This is a genomic window from Mesorhizobium sp. IMUNJ 23232, assembly GCF_044326205.1.
Lineage (GTDB): Bacteria > Pseudomonadota > Alphaproteobacteria > Rhizobiales > Rhizobiaceae > Kumtagia.
Genome location: NZ_JBIRCY010000010.1, coordinates 86368 through 101745, shown reverse-complemented (window position 1 = coordinate 101745; position 15378 = coordinate 86368). Strand labels below are relative to the sequence as shown.

The 15378-nt window shown below is 64.8% G+C and carries 16 protein-coding genes; 9 read left to right on the top strand and 7 right to left on the bottom strand.

Annotation, left to right across the window (positions count from 1 at the left end; translation table 11 throughout):
• Window positions 1–12: 12 nt before the first annotated feature.
• From ACH196_RS09920 to ACH196_RS09900, 5 genes are read right to left on the bottom strand one after another with little or no spacing between them, the layout of a single operon-like run.
• Window positions 13–771, bottom strand: coding sequence for an ABC transporter ATP-binding protein (locus ACH196_RS09920; protein WP_396646722.1), 759 nt, complete (start codon window positions 769–771; stop codon window positions 13–15).
• A complete protein-coding gene (locus ACH196_RS09915) occupies window positions 768–1742 on the bottom strand; it encodes an iron chelate uptake ABC transporter family permease subunit (protein ID WP_396646721.1) in 975 nt (324 codons plus the stop codon). Before ACH196_RS09915 ends, ACH196_RS09920 begins: the two co-directional genes overlap by 4 nt.
• Window positions 1735–2715: an ABC transporter permease gene (locus ACH196_RS09910; protein WP_396646720.1), complete on the bottom strand. Its 981-nt coding sequence runs from the start codon at window positions 2713–2715 to the stop codon at window positions 1735–1737. The genes ACH196_RS09915 and ACH196_RS09910 overlap by 8 nt, the downstream gene beginning before the upstream one ends.
• Window positions 2715–3614 carry a siderophore ABC transporter substrate-binding protein gene (locus ACH196_RS09905; RefSeq protein WP_396646719.1) on the bottom strand — a complete coding sequence of 300 codons (900 nt, stop codon included), beginning with the start codon at window positions 3612–3614 and terminating at the stop codon, window positions 2715–2717. Before ACH196_RS09905 ends, ACH196_RS09910 begins: the two co-directional genes overlap by 1 nt.
• Before the next feature lie 27 nt (window positions 3615–3641).
• A complete protein-coding gene (locus ACH196_RS09900; protein WP_396646718.1) occupies window positions 3642–3926 on the bottom strand; it encodes a DUF2218 domain-containing protein in 285 nt (94 codons plus the stop codon).
• Between the two features lie 316 nt (window positions 3927–4242).
• Between ACH196_RS09900 and ACH196_RS09895 the strand changes: the two genes are divergently transcribed.
• From ACH196_RS09895 to ACH196_RS09885, 3 genes are read left to right on the top strand one after another with little or no spacing between them, the layout of a single operon-like run.
• Window positions 4243–5394 (top strand): sensor histidine kinase, encoded by a 1152-nt coding sequence (locus ACH196_RS09895; protein WP_396646717.1) that lies wholly within the window; start codon window positions 4243–4245, stop codon window positions 5392–5394.
• Window positions 5382–5588, top strand: a complete 207-nt coding sequence (locus ACH196_RS09890) for a LytR/AlgR family response regulator transcription factor (protein ID WP_396646716.1) — start codon at window positions 5382–5384, stop codon at window positions 5586–5588. Before ACH196_RS09895 ends, ACH196_RS09890 begins: the two co-directional genes overlap by 13 nt.
• A gap of 15 nt (window positions 5589–5603) precedes the next feature.
• Window positions 5604–6143 carry a LytR/AlgR family response regulator transcription factor gene (locus tag ACH196_RS09885; protein ID WP_396646715.1) on the top strand — a complete coding sequence of 180 codons (540 nt, stop codon included), beginning with the start codon at window positions 5604–5606 and terminating at the stop codon, window positions 6141–6143.
• 58 nt (window positions 6144–6201) lie between these two features.
• Here the strand turns inward: ACH196_RS09885 and ACH196_RS09880 are convergent, their stop codons facing one another.
• Window positions 6202–7074: a LysR family transcriptional regulator gene (locus ACH196_RS09880; RefSeq protein WP_396646789.1), complete on the bottom strand. Its 873-nt coding sequence runs from the start codon at window positions 7072–7074 to the stop codon at window positions 6202–6204.
• A 220-nt stretch (window positions 7075–7294) separates the two neighbouring features.
• Here ACH196_RS09880 and ACH196_RS09875 point away from each other — a divergent pair, with 220 nt between their 5' ends.
• From ACH196_RS09875 to ACH196_RS09855, 5 genes are all read left to right on the top strand, one after another.
• Complete coding sequence (locus tag ACH196_RS09875) at window positions 7295–9727, top strand: beta strand repeat-containing protein (RefSeq protein ID WP_396646714.1); 2433 nt, start codon at window positions 7295–7297, stop codon at window positions 9725–9727.
• A 184-nt stretch (window positions 9728–9911) separates the two neighbouring features.
• The gene (locus ACH196_RS09870; RefSeq protein ID WP_396646713.1) at window positions 9912–10118 is read left to right on the top strand and encodes a hypothetical protein; all 207 of its coding nucleotides are present in this window, start codon (window positions 9912–9914) and stop codon (window positions 10116–10118) included.
• A gap of 72 nt (window positions 10119–10190) precedes the next feature.
• Window positions 10191–11720, top strand: coding sequence for a hypothetical protein (locus tag ACH196_RS09865; RefSeq protein ID WP_396646712.1), 1530 nt, complete (start codon window positions 10191–10193; stop codon window positions 11718–11720).
• A 167-nt stretch (window positions 11721–11887) separates the two neighbouring features.
• On the top strand, window positions 11888–12136 hold the full coding sequence (locus tag ACH196_RS09860; RefSeq protein ID WP_396646711.1) for a hypothetical protein: 249 nt from the start codon (window positions 11888–11890) through the stop codon (window positions 12134–12136).
• A 12-nt stretch (window positions 12137–12148) separates the two neighbouring features.
• Window positions 12149–13240, top strand: coding sequence for a PAS domain S-box protein (locus tag ACH196_RS09855; RefSeq protein ID WP_396646710.1), 1092 nt, complete (start codon window positions 12149–12151; stop codon window positions 13238–13240).
• A gap of 467 nt (window positions 13241–13707) precedes the next feature.
• Here the strand turns inward: ACH196_RS09855 and ACH196_RS09850 are convergent, their stop codons facing one another.
• Entirely contained in the window at window positions 13708–14139 is a 432-nt protein-coding gene (locus ACH196_RS09850) for an Lrp/AsnC family transcriptional regulator (RefSeq protein WP_396646709.1), read from the bottom strand.
• A 125-nt stretch (window positions 14140–14264) separates the two neighbouring features.
• Here ACH196_RS09850 and ACH196_RS09845 point away from each other — a divergent pair, with 125 nt between their 5' ends.
• Window positions 14265–15365 carry a saccharopine dehydrogenase C-terminal domain-containing protein gene (locus ACH196_RS09845; protein WP_396646708.1) on the top strand — a complete coding sequence of 367 codons (1101 nt, stop codon included), beginning with the start codon at window positions 14265–14267 and terminating at the stop codon, window positions 15363–15365.
• Window positions 15366–15378 lie beyond the last annotated feature (13 nt).

Genomic DNA, 15378 nt, shown 5'->3' with positions numbered 1-15378 from the left:
GACGGTTGCTGGTCAGGCGTGATGCAGGACCGTGAGCCTGCCGGCCATGGTTTCGACCCGCATCGGGAAGCCGAAAACCGCCTCCAGGACGTCGGGGCGGATGATCTCGCGGGTCGCGCCGGATGCTGCGATCCGGCCATCTTTCATCGCCACGATGCGGTCGGCATGGGCCGCCGCGTGGTTGATGTCGTGCAGCACCACCAGCACGGTCTTGCCATGCGCGTCGGCCATCGTTCGCAGCGTCCGCATCAGTTCGCGCTGATGGAACATGTCGAGATTGTTCAGCGGCTCGTCGAGCAGTATGTAGTCCGTGCCCTGGCAAAAGGTCATGGCGACAAGCGCCCGCTGCCGCTGCCCGCCCGACAATGTGTCGAGGAAGCGCGCGGCCAGCCCGGTCAGGCCGAACTGTTCCAATGTTTTCGCGACGATAGCGCGATCCTCGGTGGTCAGCCGGCCGCCGCTGTGCGGAAAACGGCCGAAACCGACCAGTTCCGCGACGCGCAGGCGGCTCGCCACGCCCGGGTCCTGGCGCAGGATCGCCATCACTTTCGCCAGTTGCCGCGTCGGCGTCGTGTCGACCGGCAGGCCGTCGACCGCGATGCGCCCTGTCTGCAACGGCCGCAGCCGGGCGATCAGCGACAGCAGGCTGGATTTGCCGGCGCCGTTCGGGCCGACCAGCGCCGTCACCCCGCCCTTCGGCAAGGTCAAGCTGACCCGATCGAGGATCAGGCTGCCGCCAAGCGTCAGCGAAACATCCGACACCTCGATCATAGCCTGCCTCGCGCAAACAGCAGGGCTAAGAAGACCAGGCCGCCGACGAATTCGACGACGATACCCAGCGTGCCCTCGCCGCCGAGGGCATGGCGGAGCAACGTCTCACCGCCGACCAGCACGATCACCGCGACCAACGCGGCCGCGGGCAACAGCACGGCGTGGCAGCCCGTGCCGACGACGCGCTCGGCGAGCGCCACCACCAGCAGGCCGAGGAACGCCATAGGGCCGACCAGCGCCGTGGACACGGACACAAGGGCGGCGACGAGCACCAGCAGGCTGGCGGCGACGGCCCGCCATGCGACGCCCAGGCCGACCGCGGTGTCGGAGCCCAGCGCGATAACGTCGAGCACATGCCGGGACCGCCAGGCGATGGCGACTCCGGCTACGGTCATCAGCGCAGCGGGCAGCAGGAGTTCGGGTTCGACAGCGTTGAAGCTGGCGAACATCGCGCCTTGCAGCACCGCGAAATCGTTGGGGTCGATCAGCCGCGCCAGCAAGACGGACAGCGAGCGGAACAGCACGCCGAGCACCACGCCGGTCAGGAGCAGCAGCGCCAGGTCGAACCGCCGGCTCAGCATCGGCAGGAACAGCGCCAGCGCCAGTCCGGTCATGGCGACAAAATTGCCGAGGAAATGCAGGCGCGGATCGATGCCGGCAAAACCAAGGCCGCTCAGCGAAAAGACCAGCGCCGTCTGGCAGAAGACGTAGAGCGCATCCAGCCCCATGATCGACGGCGTGACGATGCGGTTGGCGCAGACCGTCTGGAACACAACGGTCGAAACCGCCACCGCCACGCCGACGGCGACCATCGCGACCAGCCGGATCGCCCGCAGTTCCAGCGCCAGCGCGAGGTCGCCGCGCAGGCCGATCGTCATGAAAGTCGCGCAGACCAGCAGTGCCGCGCCGGCCATGATGGCAAGCCGGCGTTCGGGCCGGTCCAAACCTATGGGGATGATGACGTCAGTCATCGCCACGCCGGGCAAACAGCAGACCGAGGAAAAGCGCCGCGCCAACGACGCCAAGAACCGTGCCGACCGGTATCTCGTAGGGAAAACGGATCAGCCTGCCGATGATGTCGCAGGCAAGCACCAGCGCCGCGCCGCTGCCCGCCACCCACGGCAAGGTGCCGCGCAAATTCTCGCCAGCAAACCGCGAAATCAGGTTCGGCGCGACGAGGCCGACAAAGGGGATGGTTCCGACGACGACAACGGTCAGCGCGGTGATCGCCGAGACGATGACCAGCCCCAGCCGCAGCACTGCCGCATAGTTCAGGCCGAGCCCGACGCTGACGTCCCTGCCCATCGACAGGATCGTTAGCCGGTCCGCGGTCCACCATGCCAGCGCGACCAGCGCGCCGGCGATCCACAGGAGTTCATAGCGGCCGCGCAGGATTCCGGAGAACTCGCCGGTCGTCCATATTTCGAGATATTGCAGGAGGTCGAGGCGCCAGGCGGCAAAGGTCGCCGCAGCACCCACGACGCCGCCATAGACCAGGCCGAACAGCGGCACCAGAAACGGCTGCGTCGGCGGCAAGCGATGGACGAGCGCCAGGAAGATCGCGGTTCCGGCAAGCGCGGTAGCGGCCGCACCCAGCGCCTTCCATCCGAGCGGCGCGTCCGGCCAGAGCAGCGTCACGGCCAGTATACCCAACGCCGCGGACTGGGCCGTGCCGGCTGTGGACGGCTCGACAAAACGGTTGCGGGCCAGCGTCTGCATCACCAAGCCAGCAATCGCCAGCGCGCTGCCGGCCAAAAGCGCGGCACAAGTGCGCGGCAGCCGGCTGACGACGACCAGCCGCAGGGCTTCCGGATCGGAGAGAAGGGTCCGCATCGAAAGCGCGCCGACGCCGACGAACAGGCTGGCTGTTATCAGTGCCAGCAGAAGCGCGAGGCCCGCCGCCTGAAGCGCGAGATCAGGGCGGCGAACGGATGCAACCGGCATCACGGTTTTGAGAAAGCCGTCCGGATGGTGTTGAGCACCCGTGTCATCGACCTGACGCCGCCGGCCGCGATGTAGAAATCGGCGGCCGGCAGATAGACCACCTGCCCCCTCTTCCAGGCCGTGGTCTCGGCCACCAGCTCATTGTCGAGCGTCGCCCTGGCGTTCTGCTCGCCGGAGCCGATCGCGGCGGCGCGGTCGACGACGATCAGCCAGTCGGGATTGGCCTCGCGGACGAATTCGAAGGAGACAGCCTCGCCATGGGTAGCGGCCTCGACGTCCTCCACCGCGGGCGGGAGCCCCAGTGCCGAATGCACCCAGCCGAAGCGGGAGCCCTCGCCGTAAGCCGTCACTTTCGGACCGCTGGTCATCAGGATCAGCGCCTTGCCCTTGTCCTCGACGGCGGCACGCGCCGCGGCAAGCGCGGCGTCGAGTTCGGCGGCGCGTCTGTCGGCCTCCGACTCTTTTCCCGTCAGCGCTCCGTAGGCCGCGAGGCGCTGTTTTGCCTGCGCAAAAAGGTCGTCGCCGTCCATCGTCATGTCGATGCTCGGCGCGACACGGCTCACCGCCGCCAGTTGCGGCGAGGAACGGCCGCCGACAATGATGAGGTCCGGCGCCACGGCGCTCAGCGCTTCGAGATCGGGTTCGAAAATGGTTCCCACCACTTCCGCGCCATCCTTCACACCCGCCAGTCCGGGCACATAGAGCCTGTCGGGCAGGCCGGCGATCTTCACGCCAAGGCTGTCGAGCGTGTCGATCGCCGCGATGTCGAAGACCGCGAGGGTTTTCGGGGCCCCGTCGATATCGACCTTCCCCAGCGCGGTCTCGATTTCCATCGCCGACGCATGGACAAGGAAAAGCGCCAGTGCCGGCAACGCCAAGGCCGATGCGAGCCATCTCATGAGCAAACTCCGAACCGGAGGAGGACTTCAGCCTTGCCAGGCCAGCGGCTGAAGATTCTCGCGGAAAGCGAAGCGGATCAGATGCGATTCGATGACGTGCTTGGTATCCTTCAGCCCCTCGGCGTCGGCTGCCTCCACCTCGATGGCAAGGTTTTCGGCGCCAGCATCCATCTTGGCCGTGCCGCAGGAAAAACGGCATTCGCCATGCCCGTCTGCATAGCTGGCGTCGATCTTGTGGCCAAAATGTTTGCAAAGCTGCTGGATGTACTTGTCGGCGTGCGGGGTTTGGCAGCGCGCGGTCGCAGTGAGCATGACCACCTCTTTTTACATGACTGAATTACTCTAGTTATCGCATGCCGCCCTGCCAGGCAAGCTCGCATCGAGGACTGGCGGCCTGGATCGGAGCCAGCCTCCGACGGTGAGCAGACAAATGCAAAGATCGTTCCGCCGGTGCGAAAAAGCTTCGGACGGGCCGATCCGCTAGCCATGTCCGCCCGTAATCTGAGCGTACAAGTGCTGCCTGGCATGTTATTACGGTGCATAACGCTGCGGAATGCACGAGGGCTCGATGAAACCGCCGAATCGGCGATGAAACGGGTGACGGCAAATCGTCAGGCGACGAGGCGGGATGTTTGACGACATTGCCACAGCGGGACGCGTCAAGATGAACATGTCGGCCAGCTATGCCGCACCTTCTGACGAACGGCGGGAAACGCGACCGCAAGGGCGGGCGCTGTTCTCCTGGCCTGTGGGCGCCGACTCGTTCTGGGTCGCGCACACGGTCGCCTGGCTATTCATCGCCGCCTTCGGCTTCGCGTCGCGCTTGGCGGCGTTCGACAACGTCGGCCTGGCCCTGGGGCTGACGGCCGTACTCGACCCGGTCGGCTTCGTCCTGACGGCGCTGGCGCACGCGACGTTCCTCAAAAGTCCCGGATTTCGCCCGGCGGCCAAGGCGGCGCTGGTGCTGGTGTATTCGGTGCTCGGCGGGCTTTTGCAGATGCTGCTGGCGGGCTGGGTCAAGAGCCATCTGCTCGCGGTTTCCACGCCGGGGGTAATCGAGGATCCGTCCATCCCCGTGATCTACTATACGACGGTGTTTCTCGCCTGGTCGCTCGCCTATTTCTGGGTGCGCGCGGAGATCGCGACGCGCACCGAGCGCGCGCAGCGCAGCGAAGCCCAGGCCGCGGCGATGCGCGCCGAATTGCAGCATCTCAGGTTGCAGCTCGATCCGCATTTCCTGTTCAACGCGCTGAATACCGTGGCGGCGGAAATACCCGAGCGCCCGCACGCGGCGCTCGAAATGACCCGGCGCATCGCCGCCTATCTGCGCTATTCGCTCGACAAGCATGACCGGCAGCTCTGCCCACTGGCCGACGAGATAGACGCGGTGCGTGCCTATGTCCGCATCCAGGAGTTGCGGTTCGAGGATCGGCTGCAGTGCACGATCGAGGTCGATCCGGCGGCCCGGTCGATCGCGGTGCCGCATCTGATCGTCCAGGGGCTGGTGGAGAACGCCATCAAGCACGGGCTGCGCTCGCCCGCCGAGACGCTGCGGATCGGCGTCTCGGTCCGCCGGCCCGGCGACGACACGACGGTCGTCGAGGTGACCAATCCCGGCCTGCTGTCGGCGCAGGCGGGCGCGGGTCCGACCGTGGGGCTGCTCAATACGCGGCGGCGGCTGGAACTGCACTACCCGCAGCGCCATGAATTATCGCTGACGCAGGAGGGCGAAACGGTGATCGCCCGGCTGGTGCTGAGGGGGGCTGCATGCTCCGTGTGATGCTGGTGGACGACGAGCCGCCGGCGCGGCGCGGGCTGCGCCACCTGATGCAGGCGCATGCCGACGCGGAGATCGTCGGCGAAGCCGGCAGCGTGCAGCAGGCACGCGAAATGGCGCTCGCGTTGCGCCCCGACGCGCTGTTCCTCGACATCGAACTGGCCGACGGCCTGGGCTTCGACGTGCTCGAACAATGATCGCCGCCGCCGGCCGTGGTTTTCGTCACCGCGCATGACCTCTACGCGCTGAAGGCGTTCGACGTCGCCGCGCTGGATTTCCTGCTGAAGCCGGTCGACCCGGACCGGCTCGCGGTGACGATAGACCGGCTTCGCCGACACAAGAGTGCGGCGGTTGCGCCCATCCAGCAGCAGCGGACCAGTGCGGACACCGCGCACCTTTCCGAACAGCGCCTGCATCTGCGCGTCGGCGGCCAGTCGACCATCGTGGCGCTCAACAAGATCACGCTGCTGAAGGCGGAAGAGGATTTCACCCGCATCTTCGTCGCCGGCGAACGCGATCACCTGGTGTGCCGGCTGTTGCGGCACTTCGAAGCGCAATTGCCGACGCCGCCCTTCTTCCGCGTCAGCCGGTCGCTCATCGTCAATCTGGCACGGCTGGAGAACGTCCGCTGGCTGGGATCCGGGCGCTGCAGCTTTTCGGTGGACGAAGGCATCGAACCGATATCGCTCGGCCGCGACGCGGCGCAGCGGCTCAGGCGCTGCATCGACGAGATCGGGATGGTTTCGGCGTGAAACGCTCCGCCAGCGGGCGGCATCCTCCAGCTTCCACCCAAAGCCGGGCCGGTTTCGGTCAGGCGGCGCGAATCTCCCTGGCAACCGTCTTTCCTGAAAAATGCTCGAGCAGATGGCGTTCCAGCCGGTCGACGATCTGCGACTTCTTCAAGTGCGAGCGCTCGAGCCGGACGAAGGCGTCGGCCAGTATGGGAAAGCCGTCCTCGGGAAGATAGGCCCGTTCGCCCTCGATCAGGCTGCTCTCGACCATCACCGAGGCGCACAGCCCGGCGGTGATTGCGACGTGCTTGCCATAGACACTGCGGCAGATGCAGGCGATGCGGTAGCGGCGGCCCATGCCTTCGAGCGCCTCGATCATCAGGCGGTGGTCGAAAGCCCGCTCGTCCCACACGGCCAGCGGCAAGGGGTCGGCCTTGAACAGATCGCCCGTCGCCGGACCGGCAATGACGAGGCGGTCCTTGAAGACGATGTCGCCGCGCGTCGGCCAGTTGCCTTCCGTCAGGAACGTCAGGTCGACGGAACCATCAGCGATGCGGCGCGCCAGCCCCGGCGAATCGTCGATGACGATGTTGATGGTCGCCTCGGGATAGAGCGCGGTGAATTCCAGCAGCACGTCCCGCATGACCCGCTTCACATAGCCATCGGGAATACCGAGCACGACGAGTCCCTGGAAAGATCCCCGGCTGAAGGTGGCAAGCGCTTCCGCATGGGTCTCGACGATGTCGCGGGCAAAGCCCAGCAGCGACTTGCCGTATTCGGTCAGTTCGACGTTGCCGGCCGTGCGGGTGAAGAGAGGACGCCCCAGCGTCTCCTCCAGCCGCCGGATCTGCTGGCTGATCGCCGACTGGGTGCGCCCGACCTCGCGGGCGGCGCGCGTGAAGCTCCCCGTGTCGTAGATTGCAAGGAAAGACTTGTAGAGGTCGATGTCCATAAGCACTACTAATGTTGTACATTCCACTTATTCGTTGGAATTCCCAACGTCAATCGCGCAAAAGCCAGGCCTTGCCGACGGAACACACGCCTGAGGGGATGCTTCGACCGTGACATTCACGGCCGTCACCCTGGGTTGAAGACCAACATTCCACTGCGATCCCTTCAGCGGCGCGTGCTCGCGCCGGGGGATTAGTATTTTCGATAGGAACTGACCACGAATGGCAACACTCGATCTCTCCAAGGCGCAAGCTTCGGTCGACATGACCGATCCCGGCCTCGTCGCCTATGGAATGGCCGACGGCGGCCCGACCGCGACGGCCTGGAGCTGGCTGACGCCGGACAACCACGATCTCGACCTGACCGGCGCCGGCATGACCTTCGACGGCAATGGCCGCGCCACGGGCGGCCTCGTCACCGAGATCGCCATCGACGTCGGCAACGACAATGCCGCTGTGCCCGACATCGTGATCAAGGGCGCGGCAGTGTCCGCTCCCCTGCTGGACGACGGCGCCGACAGTTTCTGGGGCCTGCTCTCGGGCAACGACGTCATCCTCGGCGCCACCAGCGCCTTCGCGCCGGCCGGCACGAATTTTGTGCTGTTCGGCGACGGGATCACGGCGCGCGCCGGCGAAAGCAAGGGCGGCGACGACGTCTTCGACCTGGGCAACGCGAAGGTCACGGCCTATGGCGACTTGATCACCGTCGGCCGCGCCGTGGCTGGCGCTCCGGCCAGCGTGTTCACCGGCGGCGCGGACGTCATCACCGCCAAGGCCTCGGCGTACGGACAGCACCTCGTCGGCGACGTGGAAAAGGTGCTGGCCTCCGGAGGGCTTTTCGGCGGCAACGACACGATCGTCGTCAACACGACCTCCATCCAATCCGGCGTGTGGGGAGACGTCATCAGCATCATCGGCCTGGAGGGCGACCGGGCCGAGGTGACGGGCGGCAACGACCGGATCGACCAGGGCGCAGGCTCGGTGGCCCAGATCGTCGGCGACGCCGGGACCATGAATTCATATGCCTTCCTGCGCGGCGGCAACGACGAAATCTATGGAAACGACCAGGGCGACCTGATCATCGGCGACGTCCAGAACGCCGGCGGTACTGTCATCGGCGGCAACGACATTCTCTCCGGCGGCGGCGGCAACGACTCGATCAGCGGCGATGTCCTCAACAATTCGACGAACAGGCTGATCGGCGGCGACGACCTGATTTTCGGCGGTGACGGAAACGATTCGATCACCGGCGAATATTCGGTCGATCCCGGCGAGAATTGCACCGGTGGAAACGACCGCCTCTATGGCGAGGCCGGAGACGACGTGATCTACGGCCAGACCGGAGACGATCTGCTCGAGGGAGGCATAGGCAACGACCAACTGACGGGTGGCGTCGGCAACGACACCTATTTCACCGACAGCTACGGCGACATCGTCACCGAACTGGCCGGCGAAGGCTACGACACGGTCATGACGACGCTCGACGACCTCATGCTCGCGGCGAATGTCGAAAAGCTCGTCTATATCGGAAAGGGCAATTTCATCGGCAGCGGCAACGCGCTGAGCAACTACATCATGGGCGGCGAAGGCAGCGACCGCCTCATCGCCGACGGCTCGGGCCAGGATATTTTCGATGGCTACCTCGGCTTCGACATCATGGATTTCCGCAGGCTCGAAGGCGCCATCATCAATCTGCGGACACTCGTCATGGGCGGCTCCGCAGCGGGAGACTCGTTTTATCGCATCGAATCCTTCCTGGGCTCGGACAAGGCGGCGGACAGCATGACCGGCGGAACGGAAAGCGTCAGCTTCTCCGGCCTGGGCGGCAACGACACGTTACGTGGCAGCGACAGTGCCGACACACTTTACGGCGGCGCCGGCGACGACCGTCTCGATGGCGGCGACGGCAACGATATCTTCCTGGGTGGCGATGCCGGCGACGACACCATCTCCGGCGGGGCCGGCAACGACACGGCCGATGGCGGAGCGAACAACGACAGCATCCGCGGCGACGCCGGCAACGACAATCTGAGCGGCGGCGCCGGCAGCGATACGTTGCAGGGCGGCACCGGCGCGGACCGGCTCGACGGAGGAACCGGCGTCGATACCGCATCCTATTCCGGCGCGGCGGCCCGTGTCGTCGTCAGTCTGTCCAATCCGTCGATCAACAGCGGCGACGCGGCCGGCGACAGTTTCGTCTCGATCGAAAATCTCGTCGGGTCGAACTTCAACGATGGGCTGAACGGGAACAGCGCCAATAATGGAATCAATGGCGGCGCAGGCAACGACATCTTGAAGGGTTATGCGGGCAACGACCGGCTGACCGGCGGCACCGGCCAGGACGTCTTTGTGTTCAACTCGGCGCTGAACGGCGACACCAATGTCGACACCATCACCGACTTCAACGTCGCCGCAGACACGATGCATCTGGACGACCTGTTCTTCACGGCGCTGGCGACGGGCACGCTTGCCGCCTCGGCCTTCAAGGACATCGCCAACGGGCCGAAGGATGCGAATGACCGCATCATCTACAATTCCGAGACCGGCGCACTCTACTACGACGCGGACGGCTCCGGCTCGGTCTACGGCAATATCCGGTTCGCCACGCTGATCGGCAATCCCAACCTCACCCATGCCGATTTCGTGGTGATCTGACGGGAGCGCAACCCGTCAAGGCGTGGAAGGCGGTATCCCGTCCCGCCTTCCACGCCAAACTTTCCAATCGGGTGATTTGCCGGCTCAATATTGTCCGCACGGCGATCTCGTCCGGTCCTGTCTCGGCCAAGCACAGGCGCCTCGGGCGAAGACCCCATCCATCATGTCATCCGGGAGAATTTCGATGCGCACGGCAATCGTCATGACAGCCACCCTGACCGCCCACGCGTCGCGCAAGCCCCTGACGCTCTGGAACGCACTTTCATCGATGCGCGAGTCCCGCCGCAGCGTCCTGCCCGAAGCGGAGCGGGCGCGGGATGATGGTTCAGGAGTCCGGTCGGACGGGCTGGAAGCACTCGACTTCCTGTATGGCTGGAAGGGACGGGACTAACCGGCGCCCGCCGCTTCGAGCACAAGACCCGCCCGGGCCAGGTATGGAACGCACGAAACAACGGAGAGTGCCTTGATCGTCAGCCAGTTCGTTTCCGGCGTCTCTGCCGAATTCTCGCTCGTCCGCAACGGCGATCAGCTTGCCGCCACCTTCCACTACGATCTGGCCGGTTTCGAGGACGAGGACGGCATCTTTCATTGGGACGGCGAGATCGGAGCCGAGATCGGCACCGACAGCGGCTACTTCCGGCAGACCGCGGACCGGCCGATGGACTTGCAGTTCGTTGCAGCGCTGACGCCGGGCGCCAACACCGCCGCCAGCTATTTCTTCAACGACAATATCGGCGGCGCTGCCATCGAATATCAGTTCAATGTGGCACTGTTCGACGCGGCAGCCAGTTTCGTCGGCACCTCGGCAGTCGACCTTGTCTTCGGTTCGGCGTTCGCAGATGAATTCCGGTCCGAAGGCGCTGGCGACATATTCGAGGGCGGCGCCGGCAGCGACCTCTACCGCATCTACAGCGCCGATACGAAGGTGATAGAGGCCATGCGCGGCGGCACAGACGACCGCATCGCGGCTGGTGTATCCTATGTGCTTGCCGCCGGCGTCGAGGTCGAGCGGCTGACGACCAACGGCTCGACGGGCACCGCGGCGATCAACCTGACCGGCAATGCGTTGTCGCAGACAATCCATGGAAACGCCGGGAGCAACATCTTGGCCGACGGCGGAGGCGCGGGCGACGTGCTGATCGGACTGGGCGGCAACGACACCTACCGGGTCGACAGCACGGCCACGACAATCCGCGAACTCGCCGGGCAAGGCAACGCCGACACTGTGATGACGAGCGTCAGCTATGCGCTGGCTTCCGGCGTCGGCATCGAGATTTTGATCGCCTCCGATCCGGACGGTACGGCCGACATCGATCTCGCTGGCAACGCGCTGCACCAGGACATTGTCGGCAATGCCGGCAACAATGTGCTTCGGGACGGGGGCGGCGCGGTCGACACGCTGCGCGGCCTGGCAGGCAACGACACCTACCAGGTCTATGCATCCGGCACGACGGTCGTCGAAGGCGCGGACGGCGGAACCGCCGATCGGGTCATGGCGGGCGTCGACTATGCTCTCGGCTCCGGCGTGCATGTCGAGATCCTGACCACCAACGGCGCGTCGGGCACGCTGGGGATCGACCTTGCCGGCAATGGGTTCAGCCAGCAGATCGTCGGCAATGCGGGCTCCAACATCATTGCCGGCCGGGGCGGGCTGGACACGCTGTATGGTCTCGGCGGCGCCGATTTCTTCGCGTTCATAGCGCCGCTTGGCGCCGGCAACATCGGCACGATCGGCGATTTCAGCATCGCCGACGACACGATCTATCTCGATTCGTCGGTGTTCGGCGTCCTGCCGATCGGCGCGCTGCATGTCGACGCCTTCAAGGACGTCGCGGCCGCGCCCAAGGATTTCAACGACCGCATCATCTACAATTCCGCGACCGGCGCGCTCTATTACGACGCAGACGGTTCGGGAACTGCCTTCTCCAACATCAAGTTCGCGACGCTGGCCGGCGCGCCGGATGTCTCGCATCTGGACTTCACGGTGATCTGACGGGTGTCCACGGCCCGCCAGGGCGTGGAATGCGGATTCCCGTTCCGCCTTCCACGCCGCTTCCTGCCTTGCACTCTTTCGCGGCTCCCGGCCCGTTACCGCCGGCCGGCATCGCCGGAGGACCCTGGACAGGCCGTCGATAGACAGAACAACGCGATCCGACCGTCATGTCCAAACTGATCATGGTCGTTGCCTTCGACCCCGACGAACATGGCAATCTTCAGCCGATCTTGTCGCCGACCGAACCTCAGAGCCAAGAAAGCGCAATCCGCACGGCGGTCGCCCTGTCGGCCAGATATTCCGACGTCGTCGCCTGGTCGCGGCAAGCCGACGCTACGGGAACATATGGCAGTCCGACGGTGCTGTTCCGGACGCAAGGGCCAGCCGGCGGCCAGGACCGGAGACATGTCAAATGAAATTGTCGGCGCATGATCGGACTGATACGTTCGACTATGGCCGAGATCCTCAGCATAGTTCCTCGCCCCGACGCAGACATCGACTCCCGCCTCGCGGCGATCGTCGATTCGTCATACGACGCGATCATCAGCAAGGACCTCGACAGCATCATCAAGAGCTGGAATCACGCGGCGGAACGGCTTTTCGGCTACAGCGCCGAGGAGGCGGTCGGACAGTCGATCCTGATGCTGATACCCGACCGGCTGCGCGGGGAGGAAGCCGACATCATCGCCCGCATAAAGAAGGGCGAGCGGGTCGCGAGCTACGAGACGGTGCGGCGCCGCAAGGACGGCACGCTGATCTCGGTGTCGCTGACCGTTTCGCCGATCAGGAACCGCGACGGCGAGATCGTCGGGGCCTCGAAGATCGCCCGCGACATCACGCCGGCGAAGGAAAACGAGCGCCGCATCCGGATGTTGATGCGGGAGGTGAATCATCGCGTCAAAAACCAGTTTGCCGTCATCCTTTCGATCATCCGCGAGACCAACAAGCACTCGGCCACGCCGGAGGATTTCGAACGCCGCGTACGCGACAGGATCATGGCACTGTCGCGCTCGCACGACCTGCTGGTCACGTCGGAATGGTCCGGCGCCAGTCTCTTCGACGTCATCCAGGAACATCTGAAACCCTTCGGCCACGAGGACCAGATCTCGCTTTCCGGGCCCCTGCTGACGCTTCTGCCCAACGCCGTCCAGCATATCGGCATGGCGTTCCATGAACTGGGCACCAACTCGTCCAAATATGGGGCGCTGTCGAGCGAGGTGGGGCGCATCGCGATCAACTGGCAGGTGACGACAAACCTTGCCGGCAAGCGCGAGTTCCTGCTGAACTGGGAGGAGACCGCCATTCCTCGCAAGGTCGACAGGCGGAACGATGCCTCGCGAACGGGCTTCGGCACGGTGGTATTGCGGCGTGTCGCACCGCAGGCCGTGGACGGCGTTGCCACATTGGAGCGGTCGCCGGGCCATGTGCGCTGGTCGCTGGCCGCACCTTACGAATCGGTCATCGTGTCTCCGGTGTCGGAACTGGCTGACGACGACATTGACGCCGAGAGCGGCGGCTGAGCAGCGGGCGTCGCCTGAAGGAACCGCAGCCCGTGAGTTAATACCCGGTCTACCTGACTACCCGAAAAGCACCCCCACTCCGGCTCTACTGGCCCTCTCTCCCGGGCAGGGCTATCGTGTTCACACATCTCGGATGTTGGTTGCTGGTTGGCTATTCGCCAGAAACAGCCGGTTCTTCATCAGCTTTGGTGTCACCACCTCCGAGGCATGGATTCCCGATCTCGTGAGCGAGCGAAGCGAGCGGAGAGTGTCGGGAATCCATGCCTCAACAGCGATGAAGTCAAAGTCGGTGCAGGAAATCCCGCACAACCAAGCTAAGGGGAAGCCCAATGCAAAGATGTGTAAATCCGATAGTCCGGGCAGCGGGAGAGGCGGCCCGAAGGGTTGGGGTGCTAAAGACCATCCAACTGTTTCTCGGGTTGCAAGGTAGACCGGGTATACGTCGTTCGTGAAAACCGGTGCGCCGCCTACCTGTTGATTCGCGTCGACAGGATAATCGACGACAGCGTGCGCTCCACGCCCTCCAACTCGCCGATGCGGTCGATCAGATGGTCCAGCTCGGCGATCGATTGGGCGGCGACGATGGCGATGAGGTCGAAGCTGCCGCTTACCGAATGAAGGGTGCGCACTTCGGGAATCGCAGCAAGCTCGGCGGTGACCCGCGCCAGCGCTTTCGGGCCGGCGGTGATCAGCACATGCGCCTTGACGATGTTGCGCTCGAACTCTTCCGACAGCCGTACGCCGTAGCCGGTGATGACGCCTTCGCGCTCCAGGCGCTCGATACGCGCCTGTACTGTCGTGCGCGACAGGCCGAGGCGACGCGCCAGGTCCGAGGTCGAGGCGCGCGCATTCTCGCCGAGCAGCGCCAGTAGCTGGCGATCTTTGTCGGTTGTCGTCATTCCGCTCAATCTTAACGGCGGATTGCTAAAAAAGACACTGCAATCCGATCATCTCAGCGCTTTTATCCGACATGGCTCCGCAGGATATTCATATTTCCCAGGACAAGCGGCTCGCGGAGGCAATTGTGAAAGACGTGATCGTGATCGGCGCCGGCAAGATCGGCTCGACCATCGCAAGGTTGCTCGCCGGCTCGGGCGACTATCATGTCATCCTGGCCGACCGTCAGCAGGACCAGCTCGACCGCATCGAGCCGCACAAGGCGATCTCGACCGTGGCGATCGACATCGCCGACAAGGGGGCGCTGGAGGCCCTCATGCAAGGCAAGTTCGCCGTGCTCAGCGCCGCTCCCTACCATCTGACGACGACGATCGCCGAGGCGGCTGCAGCCGCGGGCACTCACTATCTCGACCTCACCGAGGACGTCGAATCCACCCGGCGCGTGAAAGAAATCGCCACCGGCGCGAAGACCGTGTTCATTCCGCAATGCGGCCTCGCCCCCGGCTTCATCTCGATCGTCGCAAAAGATCTCGTCGACCGGTTCGACACGCTGGACACGGTGCGCATGCGCGTCGGCGCGCTGCCGCAATATCCATCCAACGCGCTCAACTACAACCTCACCTGGAGCACCGACGGCGTCATCAACGAATATATCGAACCTTGCGAGGCGATCGTCGAGGGCCGGCTGACCAAGGTGCCGGCGATGGAGGAACTGGAGGAATTTGCGCTGGACGGCGTCACCTACGAAGCCTTCAACACGTCGGGCGGCCTCGGCACGCTGTGCGAGACGCTGGACGGCAAGGTGCGCACGCTGAACTACCGCACCATCCGCTATCCCGGCCACGCGACGATCATGAAGGCGCTGCTCAACGATCTCGACCTGCGCCACCGCCGTGACGTACTGAAGGACATTCTGGAAAAGGCCCTGCCCTCGACCAACCAGGACGTGGTGGTCATCTTCGTCACCGTCACAGGTCACAAGGACGGCCGCCTCGTGCAGGAGACCTACGCCAACAAGGTCTACAGCGAGGTGATCTCCGGCAGACTGTACAGCGCCATCCAGATCACCACGGCGGCCAGCATCTGCGCGGTGCTCGACATGCTCGCCGACGGAAAGCTGCGCGACCGCGGTTTCGTCCGCCAGGAGGAGATTTCGCTGGACAGCTTCCTCGCCAACCGGTTCGGCCGATATTACGCGGTCCAGCCGCGCCTCAAGGCGGCTGGCTGAAGATCTGGGGAGC